Below are 23596 nucleotides of genomic sequence, written 5' to 3'. Positions count from 1 at the left end.
TATTCGCCATTCATCTCTTAACACCTTTAAAAAGTTATCTTTGTACATGCGTTTTGATATTATCACTGTTTTACCCGGTTTATTAGAGAGCCCCTTTGCCCACTCAATTTTACAACGTGCGCAGAAAAAGGGAATTGCCGAAATACACGTACATAATCTGCGCGACTATTCGAGCCAGAAACAAAAAAGTGTTGACGATTATCCCTACGGCGGCGGCAGCGGTATGGTAATGACTATTGAACCATTTGCCAAGTGTATTACAGCACTTAAGACCGAACGTGACTACGATGAGGTAATATTTATGTCGCCGGATGGTGAAACATTTAACCAGAAAATTGCCAACCAGCTATCTATCCAAACCAACGTAATTATTCTTTGCGGCCACTATAAAGGTATTGATCAGCGTATCCGCGATATTTTTGTTACCAGAGAAATATCCATCGGTGATTATGTATTATCCGGAGGTGAACTGCCTGCAGCCGTTTTGGTTGATGCGATTGTGCGGCTGATACCTGGTGTGTTAAGTGACGAAACATCGGCCCTATCAGATTCTTTCCAGGATGACATGCTCGATGCGCCGGTATACACCCGCCCCGCAGACTGGAACGGCCATAAAGTACCTGATATACTGTTAAGCGGCAATACGCCAGAGGTAGAAAAATGGCGCTTTGAACAGGCCCTTGAGCGTACCAGGCAAAGGCGGCCCGATCTTTTAAAATAAGATATCAAAACCAACTTTTCAACTTATAATAGTGCCCGCATATTGTTAATAAATTACAAATGTGGAAAATTTTAAATTAGGCTTTTTTAAACAAAAAAATATCCCTATACTTGCATTCCGATTTTTACGGGTTAAAAATCGACTTTAAGAGCTAAAAATCATGGATTTAGTAAAATTTGTTGAAGAACAATCAATAGAAAAAAAGGTATATCCAACTTTCAAATCAGGAGATACCATTAGTGTTCACTATAAAATCAGAGAAGGTAACAAGGAACGTATCCAGGTTTACCAAGGTGTTGTTATCCAACGTAACAGCAATGGCAATACAGAAACTTTTACCGTACGTAAAGTATCTAACGGCATTGGTGTTGAGCGTATCTTCCCGATCAACTCCCCAAACATTGATAAAATAGAGTTGAACAGCCAGGGTAAAGTACGTCGTGCTAAATTATACTACCTGCGCGAATTAACAGGTAAGGCTGCTCGTATCAAATCAAAAAGAGTTTAATTATCTTACATATTTAAAAAGCCTTCCTGTTTTTGCAGGGAGGTTTTTTTGTTTGTACGCTACTAAACGAAAGTATAATTTAGCAGCCAATTAAATTTGATTTGCTACGCAATGAATACCGCCTTTTTTAATAACATCATTTGGGGCAATAGCATTAAAAGTTATTTGCTTTTTGCTGGCATTCTGCTGCTCTGGCTATTTTTTAGAAAACTATTTTCAAGGTTATTCAGCCATTTGTTACTGGCGCTATTTGGCCGTTTTGGTAAAGAGCTAAATGCAGCAGTTTTTGTTGACCTGCTGATTAAACCTGTTCAGTTTTTTATCAGTCTATGGCTCATTTACCTGGCTGTAAATCAATTAAATTATCCCTTAAACGAGGCCATTTATAGCCGATCAAAGCTTGTTAATAAAGCAGAAGTTATCAATACCATCACGCTTATCCAGGTAATTGATAAACTGTTTTTATTGTTGATGATCATTTCATTATTCTGGATCGCCCTGCGTATTGTTGATTTTATAGCACATGTATTTGCTTACCGGGCATCCATAACAGCATCTAAAGAAGACGACCAGTTAGTGCCGTTTGTTAAGGAGTTAGTTAAAATAACCACCGTTAGCATCGCTTTTTTTGTGATACTGGGATATGTTTTCGAGATTAATGTTTTAACGTTGATTACCGGCCTGGGTATTGGCGGTATAGCCATTGCGCTTGCTGCCAAAGAGAGTTTGGAGAACCTGCTGGGCTCGTTCACTATTTTTGTGGATAGGCCCTTTATTGTGGGCGATTTTGTAAAAGTGAATGGTATTGAAGGTACGGTTGAGAAAGTAGGTTTCAGAAGCACACGTATACGTACAGCCGAGAAAAGCCTGGTTACTATGCCCAATAAAAAGATGATTGATACACCGCTCGAAAACATGACGGTGCGAAACTACCGGCGGATTAAATTTGATATAGGCCTAACCTATAATACCCCGATACAAGAGATCAGGGTTATAGCTCAAAAAATCACTGATTACATTAACGAACACCCCAAAACAAATAACGATGCCATTGTCACGTTTGAGAATTTTGGAAGTTCGTCGTTAGATTTGCAGGTATTGTATTACATCGAAATGATGGATTATAATCCCTATTTGAAGATTAAGGAAGAAATAAACTTCAAAATAATCGAAATAGTTCAGCAAAGCAGCGGCGATTTTGCCTTCCCAACTCAAACGGTTATTCATCAGTACGATGCGCCGGCCGGTGGTACCGAATCTCAATAAGTGTAGCTTCAGATAATTTGTACACCCATAAAAAAAGTGCCTTGGACTTAACCAAGGCACTTTTTTTATCAAGTTGCTTGTTACTATTCTTTTTTGCCTATGCCCAAAAAGCCTCTACGTTTTTTCTTTGTAGTGGTATCTGACACCGCTTTTTTGGCTTTTTCAATCGAATCCTTTTTTGCCTGGGCAGCCTTTTGTTTCTTTTTGAAGAAGCCCTTTAGCAGAAAATTACTTTGGGCCGCTTTTAAATCTTCATTAAGCGTCCCTGTGGTTGTTTTTACAGAACTCATGGTTTTTTTAGCTTCACTTACCGTGTGCTCCATATCCTTGGCCATTTTATCGTTATTTAATAAGCGCCCTATACTTCCTTTACCCTGGTTAACTTTCCCTACAATTTCGGATAAGTCGCCGGTAAGGGTTGCCGCGTTATCAATAATCTTAGTGGCCCTGGCAATCAGTTTATCAGTATCAAAAGGAGGCACGGTAGCTAATTGTTGTCCTTCCTGGGCGATTTGGGTTGTGGTTGCACCGCCCGGTGAAATAGTGATCAGCTTATCACCGATGAAGCCATCAGTACCTATGGAAAGTTTAGCATCCGTTTTAACAAACTTTTGAACGCTTGTATTCAACGTAAGATCTACCCGGACTGAAGTATCCGTCAGGATCTGGATCCCCTCTACAACGCCCACGTTAATACCAGCCAGCCGTACGTTGTTACCAACCTGTAAGCCGCCCACGTTTTTAAACACCCCATGTACCCGGTATGTTGAACTAAACAAATTTTTCTGGCTTCCTATTAAAAATATGGCTACAAACAGGATCAATATTCCGATGGCTGTGAATATCCCTATTTTTAGTTTCTGTCCGGTAGTGGTTTTCATGTTATTTATTTAAAAAATGATCTTACAAATTCTGACTCTGATTTTTCAAGTTCCTGGTACGTTCCCTCAGCAACATATTCCCCATCCTGCAACACCAGGATACGGTCGGCGGTTATTTGGGCGCATTCCATATCGTGAGTAATAATAATGGATGAAGTTTTATACTTTTTCTGCATCTGCAGTATCAACTCGCTTATTTCGCGCGAAGTAATAGGGTCAAGCCCTGTAGTAGGTTCATCATAAAGCATTATCTCTGGTTTTACTATCAAGGTGCGTGCCAGTCCAATCCGTTTACGCATACCGCCTGATAAATCAGAAGGCATTTTATCTATCGCGTCGGCTAATCCTACAGATTCCAGCACATCATTAACCCCCTGGTCTAATTCGGCCTGGTCATGCTGTTTTAGTACCCTAATTAATGGAAACTCCAAATTATCGCGCACACTCATAGAATCATACAATGCGCCGCTCTGAAAAAGGAAGCCCACTTTGGTACGAAGTTCCTTTAACTGAACCGAATCCATTTCTGAAACCTCATCTCCAAACACCTTGCACTCACCCTCGTCCTGGGTTAATAAACCTACAATACATTTGATAGTAACTGATTTACCCGAACCGGAACGACCTAATACAACCAGGTTCTCACCCCGTTTTAAAGTGAGGTTGATGTTCTTTAATATTTCTTTTGAGCCGAATCCCTTTTTTAGATTCTTAATTTCGATAACCAACTCATCACCGTTGCCGACAGATTTTTCATCTGCAGATTTTACTATTTTTTCAGGCTGTTCTTTTATTTTTTCGTCTTTTTCCATTGCTTAATAAAAAAATAATTGGGTGATCTGAACGGCAATAACATCTAAAAAGAAGATCCATAAGGAAGCGCTTACAACGGCCGAATTAGCGGCAATACCCACACTTTCGGTACCTCTGTTGGAGTTAAAGCCTTTATAACAACCTATAAACCCTACCGCAAACCCAAAAAACACGGTTTTAATTACTGCGGGCAATAAATCGCTAAAATCAACAGAGCTAACACACTTATTAAAATACAGTTGCCAACTGGTATGATCGGCAAAATGCACGGCTAAAAATCCGCCAAAAAGGCCAAGGACATCGCCCATCAGGGTTAATATCGGTATCATAATGGTAGTGGCCAATATCCGGGTAACTACCAGGTATTGCATTGGGTTTGCTCCCGAAACTTCCATAGCATCAATTTGCTCTGTCACCTTCATACTCCCCAGTTCGGCACCAATGCCTGATGATATCTTACCTGCGCAAATAATAGCTGTGATAACCGGACCTATCTCGCGTATAATGGACACACATACCATGAAGGGCAACATGCTGCTCGCTCCAAATTTAACCAGTGTAGGGCGCGATTGAAGGGTTAAAACAACCCCCATGATGAATGACGTAATACCAACCAGGGTGATTGACCTGTAACCTATTTCATAACATTGGCGAACAAATTCAGACCATTCGAAACCGCCTGTAAAAAGATTCCTGAAAAAACCGGTAAAAAAGGTGGCCTGCTCACCCACTTCTTCCATCAACTTCTTCCATCCTGTTAATTCTTGTTCTGCCATGTGTTTAATCAATTTATTATCCTTACAACAAATTTAATGCGTATTGTTTGCGCAAACCTCCGATTTCCAATTATATAAGGGATCGTCTTTATTAGCAGGCGGCTATCCGGCCAGTCATCAAGAAGATAGATTAGCTATAATTCAGGTGAGCTTGCGGTTATAAACATCTTACATTTATAATTGTTTGGTAACCTGATAACTTAGTTTTATACGAAGTATGTCATTGGCATTACACGTCAACCATTTAAGTATCATCGGTCAATTTAAAAATCCGTACTTTTGCAAAAATTTTGTTAATAATGTTGAAAAAGGCAGTTATTGTTGGAGCAAGTGGACTAATTGGCGGGGAACTGCTGAATATTCTATTGCAAAATACTGACTACCAAGAAGTTATATCCATATCACGAAAAGAATTACCTATCAATCATACTAAATTGGTACAGTTAGTGATCAGCTTTGATGAACTTGATAAGTGGTCGGCATCCATCAACGGACATGTTTTATTTTGTTGCTTAGGCACAACAGCCAAAAAAACACCCGATTTAATCGAATACCGCAAAATAGATCATGATCACCCGGTTAAACTTGCTCAGTTGGCACACCTTAACGGCATTAAACAATATCATTTAGTTTCGGCTCTTGGAGCAAACGCCAACTCAGCTGGCTTTTACCTTAAAACAAAGGGAGAAACTGAACGCGATATTGAAAAAATACCATTTAAAACCGTTCAAATTTATCAACCTTCATTATTAACCGGCAATCGTCAGGAAAAAAGATTAATGGAACGCATTGCCATAGCAGCAATGAAAGTAATTGATCCGTTATTAATTGGCGGATTATCGAAATACAGAAGCATCCCTGCAATTACGGTTGCCAGGGCCATGTTTAAACAATCATTAAAAAACGAGGTGGGCATATTTATCCATCCTTCAGATAAAATAAAACAATTAGCGTGAGTACGTATATTTCAGCAGAAAATCTTGGCCATTCATTTAATGATACCTGGCTATTTCGTCAATTAACGTTTGGTATTAACCGCGGCCGAAGGGTTGCCCTGGTAGGTGTAAACGGTGCAGGTAAATCAACCCTGTTAAAATTATTAGCCGGAAAGTTTTTACCAGTAGAGGGCAAAGTAGTTAGAAGCAAAGAGCTCAAGCTGGGCTACCTGGAGCAGGATCCTCAATTTGTAAAGGGAGCTACCATCAGCGATTTTATATTTCAATCAGATAACATCCAACAACAATTAATCAGGCAATATGAAGAGTTGTTAGAGAATGATCCTGAAAACTACAAAGCTATAGAAAAGGTAACTGAGGAAATTAGCAACCTGGAGGCATGGGAGTATGAGCACAAAATTAAAACTATTTTGGGTCGGCTGGATATCCATCACCTGGAACAAAAAATAGAAACCCTTTCTGGCGGACAAAAGAAGAGGTTAGCATTAGCACAATTATTGATTGCAGATCCGGAGATATATGTTTTAGATGAGCCAACCAACCATTTAGATATCGACACGATAGAATGGTTAGAAAGTTTATTAACAGAAAGAAATAAAACCATTTTGCTGGTTACTCACGACCGGTACTTCTTAGATAATATCTGCAACGAGATCATCGAGATTGACCGTGGTAAGATTAACAACTATTCGGGCAGTTATTTATATTATCTCGAAAAAAAGGCCGACCGTGAGGCAGCCGAAACAGCACAGTTTGCAAAAAACTCTAACTTATTACGCAAAGAATTAGATTGGATGCGCAGGCAACCACAAGCCCGCGGTACCAAATCAAAAGCACGTATTGATGCCTTTTACGACCTGGAAGAAAAAACCAAAGATGGAGGGCCTAAAGAAAAGGTACAGTTAAGCCTAAAATCGGCAAGGCAGGGTAATAAGATTATGGAGATTGAACATTTAAGCAAAGGCTTTGATGGACGAATCCTTATTGATGATTTTAGCTATACTTTTAAGAAAGGCGACCGTATAGGCTTAGCGGGTAAAAACGGAACAGGCAAATCAACCTATCTTAACATTATTACCGGATCATTACAACCCGACAAGGGCAAGGTAGATAAAGGTGAAACAACAGTAATGGGTTATTTCCATCAGAGCGGTATTACATTTAAAGATAACGAACGCGTGATTGACGTAGTTAAAAACGTTGCCGAATTTATCACGATGGCTGATGGCAAAACGATAACTGCTTCAAATCTGCTTACCCAATTCCTCTTCCCTCCTGCCAAGCAGTACGGTTTTATATCGAACCTGAGCGGTGGCGAAAAGAAAAGGCTGCAATTAATGCATATCCTGATGATGAATCCGAACTTTTTGATTCTGGATGAGCCCACCAATGATTTGGATATAGATACCTTAAACGTATTAGAAGAATTTTTAATAGGTTATGCCGGTGTATTGGTATTAGTTACCCACGATAGGTATTTATTGGACAAGTTAACCGATCAGCTTTTTATATTAGAAGGCAATGGTAAAGTCCGGATATACAATGGCAACTACTCTTCCTATCGCATTGAACAGGAAGAAATAAAAGCTGATGCCAAAAAAGCCTCAAAAGCAATAGCAGCACAGCCCGCCGTAGCGCAAAGCCCTGCACCTAAGAAGAGCAAACTGGGTTTTAAAGAACAAAAAGAGCTTCAGGACCTTGAAAAAGATATAGCTCATTTAGAACAAGAAATCAAATCATTTACCGTTCAATTAAATTCAGGAATAACCAGTCACGAAGAACTGGCTTATCTGGCTGATAAGATACAAGATATGAATGATTCATTAAATGAAAAAACCTTTCGTTGGCTTGAATTAACAGAACTAAACGAAGCATGAAGTTATCAGATATTATAGCATCTGTAGGCGTAATTATATTACTAATAGCTTTCTTTCTTAATCTCAACCAAAAGATAAAGTCGGATAGCAAGTTATACATTTGGTGTAATATCATAGGTGCCGGAATGAACTGTTATGCCTCTTATATGATTAGCTTCTACCCTTTTTTTGTATTGGAAGCCATATGGACTGGTGTAGCTATATTCTCGTTATTTAAGAATGTTCCACGTGGAACATCGAATGATTAATTGTAAACTAATTTAAATGTTCCACGTGGAACATTCCATAAACAATGTTTAAAAAGTATAATGTAATTGTAGTGGGTGCCGGACATGCCGGGTGCGAGGCAGCAGCAGCAGCAGCTAACCTTGGCTCATCGGTATTGCTCATTACCATGAATATGGGTACCATTGCACAGATGAGCTGCAACCCGGCTATGGGTGGCGTAGCCAAGGGACAAATAGTGCGCGAAATAGATGCGTTGGGCGGATACTCGGGTATTATATCGGATAAAACAAGCATCCAATTCAGGATGCTCAACTTATCAAAGGGACCGGCGATGTGGAGCCCAAGAACTCAAAACGATAGAATGCGCTTTGCAGAAGAATGGAGGTTAGCCTTAGAAAGAACACCCAATGTAGACTTTTGGCAAGATACAGTTACTTCGTTATTGATAAAGGGCAATACAGTTTCGGGTGTTAAAACATCCTTAGGGGTTGAGATAGAATCGGACGCGGTGGTGTTAACTAACGGTACATTTTTAAATGGAGTGATCCATATTGGCGAAAAGAAATTTGGCGGAGGCCGCACCGGCGAGAAAGCTGCCACCGGTTTAACAGAACAATTGGTTACTTTAGGCTTTGAAGCGGGACGTATGAAAACCGGAACTCCACCACGCGTTGACGGAAGATCGTTAAACTATACGTTGATGGAAGAGCAGTGGGGCGATGAAAAACGCGGTCGTTTCTCGTATACCGATGTGAAGCTGATGGAAGAGCAGCGTTGTTGCTGGATTACTTATACCAACAACAAAGTACACGAAACTCTGAAGGAAGGGTTTGAAAAATCGCCGATGTTTACCGGCAGAATCAAAGGTTTAGGCCCAAGATACTGCCCATCTATTGAGGATAAAATCAACCGTTTTGCAGAGCGCGACAGGCATCAGATTTTTGTTGAACCAGAAGGTGCGCATACTGTTGAGATATACGTTAATGGTTTTTCAACCTCTTTACCCGAAGATGTACAATACAAAGCTTTAATACAAATTCCAGGATTTGAAAATGTACGCATGTTTAGACCCGGTTATGCCATCGAGTACGACTACTTCCCTCCTATCCAGCTCGGCTTAACTTTAGAAACGAAACTCATTTCAAACTTGTTTTTCGCAGGTCAGATTAACGGTACAACAGGTTACGAAGAAGCAGCATCACAGGGATTAATTGCTGGTATCAACGCTCACCAAAAAGTACACGATAAACATGAACTGATTATGAAAAGATCAGAATCATACATTGGTGTATTGATAGATGATTTGGTAACTAAAGGTACCGAGGAACCTTACCGTATGTTTACATCAAGGGCAGAGCATCGCTTACTATTAAGACAGGACAACGCCGATATACGTTTAAGCCCTATTGGTTTTAACTTAGGTTTAATCAGTCAGGAAAGATTAGATAAGGTAAATCAAAAAATCACCAACTCTGATGTAATCGTCAACTTTGTTAAAAATAAATCCATCGATGCCTCGGATGTAAATTCGTTATTGGAAGAATTAGGTACCAGTCCGCTAAATCAAAATGTAAAAATGGTAAGTTTGATAGGCAGGCCGCAAGTAGGATTTAACGATTTAAGAAAAGTTGACCAATCGTTAAACGACCTATTGGCAAATTACGACAACGAAACTGTTGAGCAGGCAGAAATCAAAATAAAATATGAAAGTTATTTTGAGAAAGAAATGGACATTGTAAACCGGATGAAAAAAATGGAGGATAAAGAAATTAACCCCGAATTCAATTATCATCAGTTGGTATCCTTGTCAAAAGAAGCCCGCGAAAAACTGATGCGTATTAAACCACGCACGTTAGGTCAGGCTTCGCGCATTTCGGGAGTGTCGCCATCGGATATTTCGGTTTTAATGGTTCATGTGAGCAGATAAAGATGTAAATTGTTTATTTTCAATACTTTATAAAAAATTACATTAAAGCCAATATTTTTAAATTTTAATAGTACGGTTCATTAAAATACAAAAGTGTCTTATAACGCCTAAAAATGACCTTAAATAAAAAATCGCCTTTTTCAGCTCAAAATTTACTGCTATTGATACCTGTTTTGATCATTTTTGGCTGTGCAAGTATACAAAGACCAATGGGTGGCCCCCGCGATAAAACTCCGCCAAAAGTTTTAAAGTCGACACCTGTAAATCCGACACGTAATTTTGTTGCAAAAACTATCCAGATAGATTTTGACGAATATTTTAAACTTAATAATGTTTACCAGGAAATTACTGTTAGCCCGGATATGGTAAAGGCACCTGAGTACAACATCAAACAAAAAAGTTTAGTAATTAAATTAAAAGATACTTTATCAAAAAACACAACTTATGTTATCAATTTCGGTAAGGCTATTGTTGATGTAACGGAAGGAAACATTCTTAAAAATTTTACTTATGTTTTTTCAACCGGCCAACACATTGATTCGCTCAACGTTTCTGGGATGGTGAGTAATAACCAGCAAGGGAAAGAAAAGGATGTAACTGTTATGCTTATTCCGCTCAAACAGGATTCAATTTATTTCGGAAAAAAGAAGCCGGCAATTTATACCACTACAGACACAGCAGGTAATTTTAAATTAAGCAATTTGCACGACGGGGATTATAAAATTTATGCGCTGAAAGAAACCGGCCCGAATAAAATTTATGATAATGAAGAGGAACTCATTGGTTTCACCAAAAATATCATCCACTTAAAAAAAGATACAGCCAATATTCAACTGGTTCTATTTAAACAGATACCTGCCAAATTACGGCCGTTGGATAGAAAAATTGATCAGGACGGCAAATTATTATTCACCTTTAATAAAGGGATAGATAATCCTGGCGTTAAAATTTTAACACCGGCATTGGACGCTGAAAAAATAGTAGAATTTAGTAAAAAAGCCGATACTGCCACTATCTATTTAAAAACCCTGACTTTCGATTCTGTTAAGGTATCCTTTTTATCAGGGGATAAACCTTTAGACACTATTACCTTACGCAGGGGGCAAAGGGAAACCTATAAACGTAAGGTAACCCTGGATTATAATCTGAGTTCCGAAAAATTAAGACCCGGCACAGAGTTATTAATCAAAGCCAGCTATCCGATAGAAAATATAGACCCTACAAGGATTACATTAACAGAAGACTCGGTGGAAGTAAATGACTTTAATTTTCAACGTGACGTAAACGACGCCAAAAAATTTACCGTTAAATACAAATGGCGGCCTGGTAAGCAGTATAATTTGGCATTTAATGAGGGCACATTTACTACCATATATGGTGATAAAAATACCCGCCTGGTGAAACACTTTGAGCTTGAAAAACCTGAGAGTTTCGGTATGTTCACCCTTAGAATGACTGTACCGGATACCGGGCAATACGTGGTTCAATTGTTAAATTCAAACGATATAGAGCTCCGTAGTGATATCATTACCAAAAACACATCGCTGGTATACAAAAATTTTTATACAGGTAAATACCACCTTAAAGTAATTTACGATGCCAACCACAACGGAAAATGGGATACCGGTAGCATTAAAAAGTTGACGCAACCAGAAAATATCTGGATTTATAAAAAAGATATCACTTTAAGACCAAACTGGGAAGACACTATAGATATTGAAATACCAAAAGAAATCAGGCATCCTTAAACCAACTGGAGTACATAATGTAATTATTGGGTAAACGTTTAAGCATTTCGCGCTGTTCGTCGGTTATCGGTTTGATTTTCTTTGCAGGAGTTCCTGCGTATAAATAACCCGATTCGCATACGGTATTCTCCAGCACAACAGACCCTGCCCCTATAATAACAAATTCCTGAACATCGGCATGATCCATTACAATAGCACCCATGCCCACCAACACATTATTGTGCAGCCTACAGCCATGAACCAAAGCGTTATGGCCTATTGATACATTGTGGCCAATGGTTGTAGCAGCGCGCAGATAAGTAGCATGTATTACAGCGCCATCTTGTATATTGGTATTATGACCAATAGTAATGGTATTAACATCGCCACGTATCACAGCATTAAACCAAACGGAACAATTATCGCCCATAATCACATCGCCAACTATGGTTGCATTTTCGGCAATGAAACAATCATTTCCCCATGTTGGATTTTTATCGTTTACCGGTAATATAAGTGGCATTATTTTATTTAATTTTTATAATTTAGTGCATTAATTAAGCGGGAATAGCTCAGCTGGTAGAGCATCAGTTTCCCAAACTGAAGGCCGTGGGTTCGAATCCCGTTTCCCGCTCTTTAATTACATTATTTACCTCAATACAGTATCCTCTACTATTCCCTGATGTTCCGGATAATCGGTAGTAAAATGTAGTCCCCTACTCTCTTTACGCAGCATGGCCGACTTTACAACAATGTATGATACCTGGATCAGGTTACGCAATTCACACAGCTTAACAGATAATTTGGTTTTCTTATAAAAATCTTCTGTTTCTTCGTACAATAAACCTAATCGCCGCATGGCCCTTTCAAGCCGGAAATCTGAACGTACAATGCCCACATAATCATTCATCAACTTTTGCATTTCGCGTATGTTGTGGGTAACCAGGATATCCTCATTTAAAAGTTGAACGCCTTTCTCATCCCAATCGGGTATGTTATCGGGTATAACGTTGCTTTCAAATTGTTTAACGGCATCTTCATAAATACGATGGGCAAATACCAAAGCCTCTAATAACGAATTAGAAGCCAGCCTATTAGCCCCATGTAAGCCAGTTGAAGAACACTCGCCGCAGGCATACAATCTTCTGATAGAGGATCTGCCGTCATGATCAACCATTACCCCACCACACATATAATGGCAAGCCGGCGAAACCGGGATCATATCCCTGGTCATGTCGATACCAATATCCAAACATTTAGCATAAATATTAGGAAAATGAGCCAGTATATCGGCCTTATTGCGATGACGAATATCCAGGTAAACAAAATCCTCACCTGATTTTTTAATTTCATTATCAATGGCCCGGGCTACAATATCCCTTGGTGCCAATGATTTACGCGGATCATACTCCTGCATAAATTCTTCGCCGTTGCGCCTCTTCAACACACCGCCAAAACCGCGTACCGCTTCCGAAATTAAAAAAGAGGGATATTCGCCCGGGTTATACAAAGCCGTAGGATGAAATTGAATAAATTCCATATTTCTAACTTTTCCCTTAGCCCTGTAAACCATCGCTACACCATCGCCTGTAGCTATTGTAGGGTTGGTAGTTATCGAATAAATATGGCCAGCCCCACCAGAAGCCATTACTGTTACCTTAGAGAGGATTTTTTCAACAGAGTTGGTTTCAGTATTAAAGGCATAGATACCATAAGTGGTAATATCCGACGATGACTTATCTACAAATTCACCCAAATGGTGTTGAGTAATTAAATCAACAGCAAAATAATGTGTCAATATCTCAATATTAGGATTTTGATGGATCTGCTCAAGTAAAGCCCTTTCAATTTCAAAACCTGTGATATCCTTATAATGTAACACCCTGAATTCGGAGTGGCCCCCCTCCTTAGCCAGGTCAAAAAGACCTTTATTGGTCTTATCAAAATTGGTTCCGTAGTCAATAATCTCTTGTATCCGTTCAGGTCCCTCCTTCACTACAATTTCCACAACCTCTTTATCACATAAGCCGTCGCCTGCTATCAGGGTATCTTCAATGTGTTTTTCAAAAGAATCCTCTTTTTTATCCACAACCACCGCAACACCTCCCTGGGCATACTTAGTGTTAGATTCATCCTCGTTACTCTTTGTAACTATCAGTACCTTACCATGCTTTGCAGCCTTAAGGGCAAAACTCAGCCCGGCTATACCCGACCCGATCACTAAGAAATCAACACTCCTGGTCATATAAAATCAATAAAACGTTTAAAAATAAGCAATATGTTAATAACCCTTATAAAGATGTTAATTTTGTGTCTGTAAAAAAGTAAAAAAAAGTAAAATAGTGGATAAGTGTTGAAAACCATCAAAAATTATAAAACTTGTATCTAAATTTTAAGCCACTTAACCCGAGTAATTAACATTTTTACACACAAGAATTAATTAACATAAAAGTTTGTGATTATTTATTTGCAAAATAAAACGATCAGTTAATCAGTCAGATAAAGTCAATTTTATATTAATAAAATGTTAATAAATAATTACAATCTATTTTAAAAAAGAAAAATGACATTACTTTTTAACAAAACTAACACACTAATAAACTATAATATATTTTACTTAAAAAGTAATTGTTATTTATTGTAACGTTGATAATGGATACATTTGAAGAAATGAAAACGATGGGTTTTGTAGACGAAGAAATTGATCCGGCACTCGATCTGTTCGACGAAATAGAAAAGTTAAAAAAACAAAAAAATGCAGTGTTGCTGGCTCATTACTACCAGGAACCTGATATTCAGGATGTTGCAGACTATATTGGAGATAGTTTAGGGCTATCACAACAAGCAGCTAAAACTGACGCAGATATTATTGTTTTTGCCGGTGTGCATTTTATGGCCGAAACAGCCAAGATTTTATCGCCCAATAAAAAAGTTTTGCTGCCCGATTTAAAGGCAGGCTGCTCATTGGCTGATAGTTGTCCGCCGCATTTATTTAAAAAGTTTAAGGAGCAATATCCAGATCACCTGGTAATCACTTATGTAAACTGTACGGCCGAATTAAAAGCTTTAAGTGATATTGTTTGTACATCAAGTAACGCTGTACAAATTGTGGAAAGCTTGCCGAAAGATCAGAAGATCATCTTCGGCCCGGATAAAAACTTAGGCAGGTACGTGGCTAAAAAAACCGGTCGTGATCTGGTTTTATGGAACGGAGCCTGTATGGTGCATGAGATTTTTTCGAGGGAGAAGATCACCAAGCTCAAATCGCGCTACCCGGAAGCTAAATTATTGGCTCACCCCGAGTGTGAGGATGTGATTTTAGAAATGGCCGATTATATAGGCTCAACCACAGGCTTGTTAAAATACAGCACCAATAGCCCAGCCAGTGAGTTTATTGTAGCAACAGAATCGGGCATTATACACCAGATGCAAAAGGATAACCCTTTTAAAACTTTTATCCCTGCACCTCCTAATAACAATTGTGCTTGCAACGATTGCCCGCACATGAAACGGAATACGCTTGAAAAGTTATACCTGTGTATGAAAAATGAGTGGCCTGAAATTACAGTACCGGCTGATATCATTGTAAGAGCTGTTAAACCAATTGAAAGAATGCTTGAAATTTCGGCTTCGCTGGGATTATGATTGATTAGGTAATTATGATTGCACCGATTTAGTGATTGATTACACCGATTAATTTTTAAATTGATTTAGCTGATAGGATGGTTTTGAGTTGATTTTAAATTGAGTAAATTCCATTAAAGTCTGTGAAATCATTTGCATATCTGTTAAATAAAAAAAAAATCGGTGAAATCCCAAATAAAAAATCGGTGAAATCTAAAAAATAAGATATGTTTGATAATAAAGAAAAAACGGAAATAGCGCGCTTAGGTGAATTTGGCTTGATAGATCATTTAACCAAAAATATTAAATTGACCCATGCCAGCACTATAAAGGGTGCGGGCGATGATGCCGCTGTTTTGGATTTTAAAGATAAAAAAATATTGGTATCAACCGATATGCTGCTGGAGGGCATCCATTTTGATTTGGCTTACTGCCCGCTAAAGCATTTGGGTTATAAAGCCATACAGGTTAACCTGAGTGATATTTATGCCATGAATGGCACGGCTACCCAGGTAACCGTATCCCTCGGATTTTCGAGCAAATTTCCGTTAGAAGCCGTTGAAGAGCTTTACGATGGCATGTTGCTGGCCTGCGAAAAATATAAAATAGACTTAATTGGCGGCGATACCACATCATCAAAACAAGGTTTGGTAATTAGCATAACCAGTATTGGCTATGCCGATGAAAAGGATATTGTATACCGTGATACAGCTCAGGAAGGTGATTTATTATGTGTATCCGGCGATTTAGGGGGTGCTTATACCGGTTTACAATTGCTGGAACGCGAAAAACTGGTTTACCTGGAAAACCCTAACGTGCAGCCGGATTTGGAAGGTAAAGATTATATTATAGAACGCCAGTTAAAACCTGAAGCACGGTGGGATATTGTTGAACTATTGAGAGACATTAACGTAGTACCAACATCAATGATTGATGTATCAGATGGTTTGGCATCGGAGGTTTTACATATTTGTAAAAAAAGTAACAAGGGCTGTAACGTGTATGAGGAAAAAATACCTATCGACCCGATGACCTACGATACCGCCCGCGAATTTAACCTCGACCCTACTGTTTGCGCACTAAGTGGCGGCGAAGATTATGAACTGCTTTTTACCATCAAACAAGCCGATTACGATAAAATTAAATTTAATACCGACATCAGTGTTATTGGCCATATAACAGAAGCTTCTGCCGGTTGTAATTTAATAACTAAGAGCGGTAACGTACATGAATTAAAGGCCCAGGGTTGGAATGCTTTTAAAGAGTAAAGTACAAGCTAACAATCTTAATATTTATTTAAAACAAACTACCTATATAGCAAATAAAATATTTGTTATGTTTATGGAAATATTATTGTCATGAAAAAAACATTAACTGTATTATTCTTTTTTGTGTTAGTATACAGCGAGTTAAGAGCACAAAAAGAAGTTGTTTTTAAATTAAAAATTTTACCTAACAAAAATTATTCATCTGTTATAAAAATGGATATGAATATGGAAATGAATATGGTTGGCGATAGTGTTTTTTTAGACCAGGTAAAAAAAAGCGGGCAAACATTTCCAATGTTGATGACAATGCAACTGGGCTATAACTCAAATGTTAAAACCAAGACCGCCAATTTGCAAAAAGAAGTTCCTTTTGTGATGAATATTCAATCGTTGCCATCTAAAATGATTATTAATGGTAAAGAAAATGATACTGCTATACCCGCTACAAATCAAACCTTTTACGGTGCTTATACCAGTGAAATGAAAACCAAAATAGACTCGATACCGGGCAAGGTAATGGATGAAAACTTAAAAGAATCTGTTATAAAAATGGTAGAGGGTATACAGGCAAATATTAAATTTCCAGAAAAACCTTTAAAAATAGGAGATACTTTTTTACAGGATGTGCCTATGGAGATACCTTTGGGAGGTATGTCGGCTAAAATTGTATGTAAAACCACTTATAAACTGATATCTATTGCAAATAACAAGGCCAATTTTGATTTAAAATATGTGATGCAGATGGATGCGTCAGGTCAAAATATGTCGTTAGATATGTCGGGCAGTGGCGATGGAAAATTTATTTACGACATGATTAGCAGCTATCCGGTTAATATGGTTAACAACATGAGCATGACTTATGCCATGGTGATGCCGCAATCAGATAAAGTAAAGATGAATGGCAAAGCCAAAATGGTGATGAGCAATCAAACTACCGTAGACGCAGCAAAATAGACCGTTCTAATCTGTTGATTGGTTAAGATATTTTTGATCAATCTGTTTATCAGCTTTAGCGCCCAGTTTTTTTATTTTATCCGACGTAGTCATTAAGTTACCACGGCCGGTTGATAGCTTATTCAGGGCCTTATCGTAATTATCCTGGGTTGATTTGATGCTTTTGCCGATGCCTTCCATGTCGGTAACAAAGCCTGCAAATTTATCATACATTTCGCCGCTTAAACGGGCAATTTCCAATACATTGCGGTTTTGCCTTTCCTGCTTCCATATACTGGCTATGGTGCGTAAGGTTGCCAATAAGGTTGAAGGGCTTACAATAACTACTTTTTTATCCCAGGCATAATTAAATAATTCGGCATCTAATTGTACCGCTATACTGAATGATGATTCGATGGGTACAAAAAGTAAAACAAAATCGGGCGAATTGATCTGGTACAGATCATGATATTTTTTTGATGAAAGTGAATTGATATGGTTCCGTAAAGACTCGATGTGTGCCCGGGCAAATAATTTCCGCTCCTCTTCGGTTTCACAATTAACTAAGCGCTCGTAAGCTACTAACGATACTTTTGAATCTATAACCAAGTGTTTTTCGTCGGGCAGATCAATAATTACATCCGGCTGATACCTGTTGCCATCTATTGTTTGCATACTGGCCTGTATGCGGTACTCCTGATCCCTAACTAAGCCCGATCGTTCCAGTACACGTTCCAAAATTACTTCGCCCCAGTTGCCTTGTTTTTTGCTGTCACCTTTAAGTGCCTTGGTTAAGTTATGGGCTTCGTCGCTGATCTGTTTGTTCAGATCCATCAACTGAGTAATTACGCCTTTTAAAATATTGCGCTCTTCGGCTTCCATTTTATAAACCTTATCTACCTTATCTTCAAAATCCTTCAGTTTTTCTTTAAACGGATTGAGTATGACATCCAGATGAGCCCTATTATGCTCAGTAAACTTCTGCGATTTATCTTCCAGTAGTTTATTGGCCATATTTTCAAATTCGTGCTTAAAATTTTTCTGCACTTCGTGCAGATATAGGTCCTGTTCAGCCAGGCGCTCACGCTGCGCCTTCAAAGCTTCATCTCTTTTAGAACTCAGGTTTTTTTCGGCCAGCAATTCCTTGTTTAATTCAGCGATCCCTGCTTCTAAGCGTAAACGTTCATTGTGCAATAATTGTGTTGCATTATCCCGTTCCGCAGCCAGGTTGAAAGCACGTTCTTCCATCCGGGCAAGCCTGATGTTTAAATCGTTATTGATTGCTTTAATCTTCAACAATTCTTCAGCCGAATCCTTTTCGGAACGCGGTTTGCTCAAAAATAAAACAACAGCAATAATTAATATAACAGCCGAAACCGATAACAGAATAATTTCCATTTGGTAAAAAAAATTAGCAAACAAAGTTACAGTAATTAATAAAAACTAAAAATTATAGTTATTATATTATCCAGTTGCTTTTTCCGGTAAGCCAGTGTTGCTCATTTGATGTGAACGATCATAGCCTCGTGTCAACGATAAAATGTTGGTCAGCCTTGAGTCAAGAGTTATTAAATGCGATCAAGAACAAAAACAACGGAATTTGAATCAAGATTAAATACCATCGACTTAACAGTAGCCTGTTTTAAATTTCGTGGGATATAAAGTAAGTTCAAGGTATAAACAAGAGCTGATAAGTGGTTGACGCTAAAGATGTTTTTAGTTATATTTGTTATATGTACAAGCAAATTTTAATACCGGACAAAAAGAACCACAGCATCATATTGCCTGAGGATTTATATGGTAAAAAAATTGAAGTAACTGTGATTGAGATTTTTGACACTTTATCAAAAGAAGAAAAAATAAAAGATCAATGTTTCTTGGATGATATACAACCCATACAGGATTTTCCTGGCATTGATGAAATACGAAAAGACGGATGGCCAAACCGATGGTAATACTGGATTCTTGTATTTTAATAGAAGTTCAGCGTGGAAACCGGGAGATTATTAAAAAAATTTATAAATTTTCGCAAGATGACTTATATATAACACCGGTTATTGTAGCAGAATTTTATAGGGGAGCACGTAGTAAAGATGAATTTCTGCAATGTAAAAAATTGGTTAGTAAATTTGCTGTACTATCTTTAACCAATGAAGTCACCTTAATTTTTGATAGTTTATTTAATGAGTATTCTTTAAGTCATCGTCCGGCAATACCCGATATGTTAATAGCTGCGGCTGCTTAATATTATAAAGCAGCAATTTATACGCATAACACCAAGGATTTTGTTTTTATAAAAGGTTTGAATCTGATAAAATAATTATTCAGCCTTTTCTACCCGTAAACCGGCATCGCTCACCTGGTGTAGAGGGTTATCGCGCATGTTTTGTTCAATACTGATATGATATTTCCCCTTCTCCGGGAATTTGTAGTTTGTTTTGAACGGGACCTGGTAATTATACAAGTTTCCGGTACCTTGCCCCAGCCATTCGCCATCCTTATTGGCCAAAGTAAATTCATAGCGGGTAGTTATCGTTTTTTTGTCGGGCCCGGTTTGGTGGATCAGCACAAAAATATTGGAGTATTTATAATCAGGCGTTACCCTTAAATTTAAGTACAGGTTGTAAGGTAAAGCTGCGTCATCTATAGTAAAATCGGTATTCACCTTATTATTGTACGACCAGTTTTGATTGTCGATCTCTATATTTTGATCAACAATCATTTTCTGATCTTTTATATTGCAACCATTGATAAACAATATTGTGCAGACTGCCATACAAACAACAATGGTTTTAAAAGCCTGGTTCATTATTCTTTTCCGTTTGGCTTAGCGTTATTGTTCGGATTATTATTATTGCGGTTTGGCCGGTGCCTGCGGTTATTGCGCTTGTTGGCGTTATTACCAGGAGCAACAACGGCTGTTCCTTCGGGTTTATTCACATCAATTACCCTGGCCGCCGGTTTTTGCTGGGCACGCGGTTGCTGCTGCGGCTTAGGCTGCTGTGGCTTATTAGCTTGTTGCGGCTGCCCTTGCCTTACTTCCGGTTTCTGGGGTTTACCATCCTGCGGTAATTTCTTTTTGTTCCGGTTTTTGTTATTTCTATTCTGATGGCGGTCATCTAACCTGGTCAGACTATCCTGACCTACCACGTTTTCGTAATCCGGTGCTTTAATTAACGACAACGCTTCAACCACTTCGCCTAAATCGGCTGGAATAATACCTTCCTTGTTTTGTTTTTGGATCTCTTTTACGCGATTAATTTCAACCGGAACCCAGTTATCATCCTTAGGATAGCTAAACCACATCAGCTTTTTAAAGATGTCGGTTTTTTGAAGCCTGGCCTCCCCTTTTTCCGTTTTTAAATAATTAACATTATCAGGGATGTGTTTTAAGGCATCCATGTAAGTATCCAGTTCGTAATTGAGGCAGCATTTCAATTTGCCGCATTGCCCGGCCAGTTTTAGGGTATTTAATGATAAATTTTGATACCGGGCGGCAGAGGTTGATACCGTTTTAAAATCGGTTAACCAGGTTGAACAGCATAATTCGCGGCCGCAAGAGCCTATGCCACCCAGCCTGCTGGCTTCCTGGCGCATGCCTATCTGGCGCATCTCAATCCTGATCCTGAAACTTTCAGCCATCCGCTTAATCAGCTCCCTGAAATCTACACGGCCTTCGGCCGTATAATAAAAGGTAGCCTTGGTTTTATCGCCCTGGTAATCCACATCGCTTATTTTCATGGAAAGGCCCAACTCAATGGCCAGTGTACGGGCCTTGTGCATGGTTTCCCATTCCAGGTCTTTGGCAATCTTCCATTTATCAACATCGGCAGCGGTAGCCTTGCGGTAAATCTTTTTAGCTACGTCGGCTTCGTTTACATGGCGTTTTACCATTTGCATCCGTACCAGTTCGCCCGTCATGGATACGTGGCCAATATCAAAACCACCTGTTGTAGTTTCAACGGCAACCAATTCGCCTGCTTCCAGGTAAAGGTTATCAATATTGTTAAAAAATTCCTTCCGCGAACCCTTGAATTTAACTTCGATGATTGGAAAAGGCTTATAATTAGTTGGCATATCCATATTGGAGAGCCAATCGTAAACATCTAATTTGCTGCAACCATTAGTAAGGCATGAACCGTTACTTTTGCAGCCTGCAGGCGCACATCCGCCTGTTGAACAACTTCCACATCCCATAATTTAGCTCGATATATAGTGAGTCCCCTGAGGGATCGTTTTAAATTTTAAAATCTTAACAATCTGTAAAGATACATCTAAAAATAAAATTTTTGGGTTTGCATTTCTCTCTACATGATAATGTGCTTTTTCAAGCAGTTCGCTTATGGCCTCGGCCATGGGCAAACTCATTACCTTGATCATTTTTTGAGCCGTATCCAGCTCTTTGGCAGGCAAATGTACCAAGTTACCTGCCCCTGCCAGTATCATACAGCATTCGCGAATATAGCTGATGCCGTAACGCATAAAATTTTTTTGATTTTCGCGGCCCAGTTTAGCAAGTACATCCACAAAATCAACAATCTCCAACCCTTTGTTTGAAAAACACATCCGCAGCCAGCGTAAAAAATAATCGTGATAGCTGTTTTCGTCGTTATTCAGCATGGCCAGTGCTTCGGTTAAGTTACCATCACTTAAAAAAGCAATTTCGGCAGCGGCATGTTCTGTTTGATGATGTTCTGCTATTAAATATTGTTTGATCTCGGCATCGTTAAGGCAGGGTACCTTGATCAGCTGGGTACGCGATAAAATGGTATTCAGTATCTGATCCTGGTTTTGGGCCACCAGTAAAAAAAGCGTATTGGGTTGCGGTTCTTCAATAATTTTAAGCAAGGCATTCCCTGTTTTATCCAGGTACTCGGGCAACCATAGTATCAGTATTTTGTAAGCCGATTCAAACGGTTTGAAACTTAATTTTTTGATGATCTGGTGGCACTCGGCAATGTTGATATTGGCCTGCTTGTTTTCGGCATCCAGGTAACTACGCCATAAATCAAGGCTCAGGTACGGGTTTTTTAATAAAGCCTCGCGCCATTGCTCAACAAAATTAAGCGCAGTATCATCCTTATGTTTAGCGAAGAAGGGATACGAAAAATGCAGATCCGGGTGAACAAGCTTTTGATATTTACGACACGACGAGCATACCCCGCACGAATCATTTTCCTGCTTATCCTCACACGAGAGATATTGCGCATAAGCAATGGCCAGCGCCAAACTTCCGGAACCTTCTGGCCCTAAAAATAACTGCGCGTGGCTAACCCGGTTCTCTTTCACCGTATTGATCAATCGTTGCTTGATCTCCTCTTGTCCTACAATTGAGCTAAACTGCATTTGGTGCAAAATAGTAAATTAGTATTGAGATATACGTATTGCGTATTGCGATTTTTTGATTTATGACAAAAAATGAATCTCAAATAGTATTGCGATAAGCGTATTGCGTACTGCGATTTTTAGAATAATGACAAAAAATGAACCTATAAAAGTAAGTCATCTACATTTTAGTATGTCGCAATACGCAATACTCAAATCGCATTACTAAATCAAATCATCTACATTTGTATGTCGCAATACGCAAATCGCATTACGCAATACTATCCATGAGAATAATGGCTTTTGACTACGGTACCAAGCGGATTGGTATAGCGGTGACCGATCCTTTACAGATCATCGCTACGGGTTTGGATACCGTACATCCGAAGGATATAGTTGAATATTTAAAAAAATATTTTGTGCTAAACCCGGTAGAACGTTTTATTGTGGGCGAACCTAAGCAGATGGATAATACCGCTTCGCAATCGGCACCGCATGTTAAAGGCTTTGTTACCATCCTCAAAAAAAATTTTCCGGATATCCCGGTGGAGATGCTTGATGAGCGTTTTACATCAAAAATGGCTTCGGCTGTTATCGCGCAAAGCGGAATGAAAAAAATGGACAGACAAAATAAAGCTTTGGTGGATACCATTTCGGCGACTATTATATTGCAGAGCTGGATGGAACGATTTAACCGCTGATTTAATTGATTTATGTGATTTCGTTGATTATACCTTGTATGATTTGATATTTTCTAATTAATCTG

The 23596-nt window shown here is 38.8% G+C and carries 23 protein-coding genes and 1 tRNA gene; 15 read left to right on the top strand and 9 right to left on the bottom strand.

The annotated features are described in order from the left end of the window. Positions 1-46: 46 nt before the first annotated feature. The 3 genes from trmD (at position 47) to MUCPA_RS15915 (ending at position 2495) form a co-directional block, all read left to right on the top strand. Positions 47-721 (top strand): tRNA (guanosine(37)-N1)-methyltransferase TrmD, encoded by a 675-nt coding sequence (trmD, locus tag MUCPA_RS15925; protein ID WP_008507751.1) that lies wholly within the window; start codon positions 47-49, stop codon positions 719-721. A 160-nt stretch (positions 722-881) separates the two neighbouring features. After that, positions 882-1229 carry a 50S ribosomal protein L19 gene (gene rplS, locus MUCPA_RS15920; protein ID WP_008507750.1) on the top strand — a complete coding sequence of 116 codons (348 nt, stop codon included), beginning with the start codon at positions 882-884 and terminating at the stop codon, positions 1227-1229. A gap of 111 nt (positions 1230-1340) precedes the next feature. Beyond that, a complete protein-coding gene (locus MUCPA_RS15915; protein WP_008507749.1) occupies positions 1341-2495 on the top strand; it encodes a mechanosensitive ion channel family protein in 1155 nt (384 codons plus the stop codon). Between the two features lie 83 nt (positions 2496-2578). Here the strand turns inward: MUCPA_RS15915 and MUCPA_RS15910 are convergent, their stop codons facing one another. From MUCPA_RS15910 to MUCPA_RS15900, 3 genes are read right to left on the bottom strand one after another with little or no spacing between them, the layout of a single operon-like run. Then, on the bottom strand, positions 2579-3376 hold the full coding sequence (locus tag MUCPA_RS15910; protein WP_008507747.1) for an MlaD family protein: 798 nt from the start codon (positions 3374-3376) through the stop codon (positions 2579-2581). Positions 3377-3381: 5 nt separating this feature from the next. Continuing rightward, entirely contained in the window at positions 3382-4188 is an 807-nt protein-coding gene (locus MUCPA_RS15905) for an ABC transporter ATP-binding protein (protein ID WP_008507745.1), read from the bottom strand. A 3-nt stretch (positions 4189-4191) separates the two neighbouring features. Then, positions 4192-4965 carry an MlaE family ABC transporter permease gene (locus MUCPA_RS15900; RefSeq protein ID WP_008507743.1) on the bottom strand — a complete coding sequence of 258 codons (774 nt, stop codon included), beginning with the start codon at positions 4963-4965 and terminating at the stop codon, positions 4192-4194. A 299-nt stretch (positions 4966-5264) separates the two neighbouring features. Here MUCPA_RS15900 and MUCPA_RS15895 point away from each other — a divergent pair, with 299 nt between their 5' ends. The 5 genes from MUCPA_RS15895 (at position 5265) to MUCPA_RS15875 (ending at position 11701) form a co-directional block, all read left to right on the top strand. Next, the gene (locus MUCPA_RS15895) at positions 5265-5921 is read left to right on the top strand and encodes an NAD-dependent epimerase/dehydratase family protein (protein ID WP_008507741.1); all 657 of its coding nucleotides are present in this window, start codon (positions 5265-5267) and stop codon (positions 5919-5921) included. Further along, complete coding sequence (locus MUCPA_RS15890; protein WP_008507739.1) at positions 5918-7798, top strand: ABC-F family ATP-binding cassette domain-containing protein; 1881 nt, start codon at positions 5918-5920, stop codon at positions 7796-7798. The genes MUCPA_RS15895 and MUCPA_RS15890 overlap by 4 nt, the downstream gene beginning before the upstream one ends. Further along, complete coding sequence (locus tag MUCPA_RS39685) at positions 7795-8046, top strand: CBU_0592 family membrane protein (RefSeq protein WP_008507738.1); 252 nt, start codon at positions 7795-7797, stop codon at positions 8044-8046. Before MUCPA_RS15890 ends, MUCPA_RS39685 begins: the two co-directional genes overlap by 4 nt. A 44-nt stretch (positions 8047-8090) precedes the next feature. Further along, entirely contained in the window at positions 8091-9953 is a 1863-nt protein-coding gene (gene mnmG / locus MUCPA_RS15880; RefSeq protein ID WP_008507737.1) for a tRNA uridine-5-carboxymethylaminomethyl(34) synthesis enzyme MnmG, read from the top strand. 113 nt (positions 9954-10066) lie between these two features. Next, on the top strand, positions 10067-11701 hold the full coding sequence (locus tag MUCPA_RS15875; RefSeq protein ID WP_008507735.1) for an Ig-like domain-containing protein: 1635 nt from the start codon (positions 10067-10069) through the stop codon (positions 11699-11701). Here MUCPA_RS15875 and MUCPA_RS15870 read toward each other — a convergent pair. After that, positions 11688-12203, bottom strand: coding sequence for a gamma carbonic anhydrase family protein (locus MUCPA_RS15870; protein ID WP_008507733.1), 516 nt, complete (start codon positions 12201-12203; stop codon positions 11688-11690). The genes MUCPA_RS15875 and MUCPA_RS15870 overlap by 14 nt on opposite strands. A gap of 38 nt (positions 12204-12241) precedes the next feature. On the opposite strand from MUCPA_RS15870, the gene MUCPA_RS15865 reads away from it, so the two are divergent. Beyond that, a tRNA-Gly gene (locus MUCPA_RS15865) sits at positions 12242-12314 on the top strand. A gap of 15 nt (positions 12315-12329) precedes the next feature. Here MUCPA_RS15865 and nadB read toward each other — a convergent pair. Continuing rightward, positions 12330-13925 (bottom strand): L-aspartate oxidase, encoded by a 1596-nt coding sequence (nadB, locus tag MUCPA_RS15860; RefSeq protein WP_008507731.1) that lies wholly within the window; start codon positions 13923-13925, stop codon positions 12330-12332. Between the two features lie 407 nt (positions 13926-14332). On the opposite strand from nadB, the gene nadA reads away from it, so the two are divergent. From nadA to MUCPA_RS15845, 3 genes are all read left to right on the top strand, one after another. Continuing rightward, the gene (gene nadA / locus MUCPA_RS15855; protein ID WP_040626024.1) at positions 14333-15325 is read left to right on the top strand and encodes a quinolinate synthase NadA; all 993 of its coding nucleotides are present in this window, start codon (positions 14333-14335) and stop codon (positions 15323-15325) included. Positions 15326-15531: 206 nt separating this feature from the next. After that, the gene (gene thiL / locus MUCPA_RS15850) at positions 15532-16572 is read left to right on the top strand and encodes a thiamine-phosphate kinase (RefSeq protein ID WP_008507726.1); all 1041 of its coding nucleotides are present in this window, start codon (positions 15532-15534) and stop codon (positions 16570-16572) included. Positions 16573-16662: 90 nt separating this feature from the next. After that, on the top strand, positions 16663-17526 hold the full coding sequence (locus tag MUCPA_RS15845) for a hypothetical protein (RefSeq protein WP_008507722.1): 864 nt from the start codon (positions 16663-16665) through the stop codon (positions 17524-17526). A gap of 6 nt (positions 17527-17532) precedes the next feature. Here the strand turns inward: MUCPA_RS15845 and rmuC are convergent, their stop codons facing one another. Continuing rightward, the gene (gene rmuC, locus MUCPA_RS15840; RefSeq protein WP_040626022.1) at positions 17533-18903 is read right to left on the bottom strand and encodes a DNA recombination protein RmuC; all 1371 of its coding nucleotides are present in this window, start codon (positions 18901-18903) and stop codon (positions 17533-17535) included. Positions 18904-19238: 335 nt separating this feature from the next. On the opposite strand from rmuC, the gene MUCPA_RS15835 reads away from it, so the two are divergent. Beyond that, entirely contained in the window at positions 19239-19460 is a 222-nt protein-coding gene (locus tag MUCPA_RS15835) for a hypothetical protein (RefSeq protein ID WP_008507720.1), read from the top strand. Further along, positions 19442-19750, top strand: a complete 309-nt coding sequence (locus MUCPA_RS36160) for a PIN domain-containing protein (RefSeq protein WP_008507719.1) — start codon at positions 19442-19444, stop codon at positions 19748-19750. Before MUCPA_RS15835 ends, MUCPA_RS36160 begins: the two co-directional genes overlap by 19 nt. Before the next feature lie 75 nt (positions 19751-19825). On the opposite strand, the gene MUCPA_RS15825 is transcribed toward MUCPA_RS36160, so the two are convergent. Genes MUCPA_RS15825 through MUCPA_RS15815 form a run of 3 tightly spaced genes read right to left on the bottom strand, consistent with a single transcriptional unit; the run spans position 19826 to position 22851 of the window. After that, complete coding sequence (locus MUCPA_RS15825; RefSeq protein ID WP_040627530.1) at positions 19826-20281, bottom strand: gliding motility lipoprotein GldH; 456 nt, start codon at positions 20279-20281, stop codon at positions 19826-19828. A gap of 32 nt (positions 20282-20313) precedes the next feature. Continuing rightward, positions 20314-21702 carry a PSP1 domain-containing protein gene (locus tag MUCPA_RS15820; RefSeq protein ID WP_008507717.1) on the bottom strand — a complete coding sequence of 463 codons (1389 nt, stop codon included), beginning with the start codon at positions 21700-21702 and terminating at the stop codon, positions 20314-20316. A gap of 3 nt (positions 21703-21705) precedes the next feature. Continuing rightward, positions 21706-22851, bottom strand: a complete 1146-nt coding sequence (locus tag MUCPA_RS15815) for a DNA polymerase III subunit (protein ID WP_008507716.1) — start codon at positions 22849-22851, stop codon at positions 21706-21708. Between the two features lie 266 nt (positions 22852-23117). Between MUCPA_RS15815 and ruvX the strand changes: the two genes are divergently transcribed. Beyond that, positions 23118-23531: a Holliday junction resolvase RuvX gene (ruvX, locus tag MUCPA_RS15810; RefSeq protein ID WP_040626020.1), complete on the top strand. Its 414-nt coding sequence runs from the start codon at positions 23118-23120 to the stop codon at positions 23529-23531. Positions 23532-23596 lie beyond the last annotated feature (65 nt).

Source organism: Mucilaginibacter paludis DSM 18603, assembly GCF_000166195.2.
Taxonomy (GTDB): domain Bacteria; phylum Bacteroidota; class Bacteroidia; order Sphingobacteriales; family Sphingobacteriaceae; genus Mucilaginibacter; species Mucilaginibacter paludis.
Note: the sequence above shows the minus strand (reverse complement) of the source record. Positions and strands in the feature narration are given on the sequence as shown.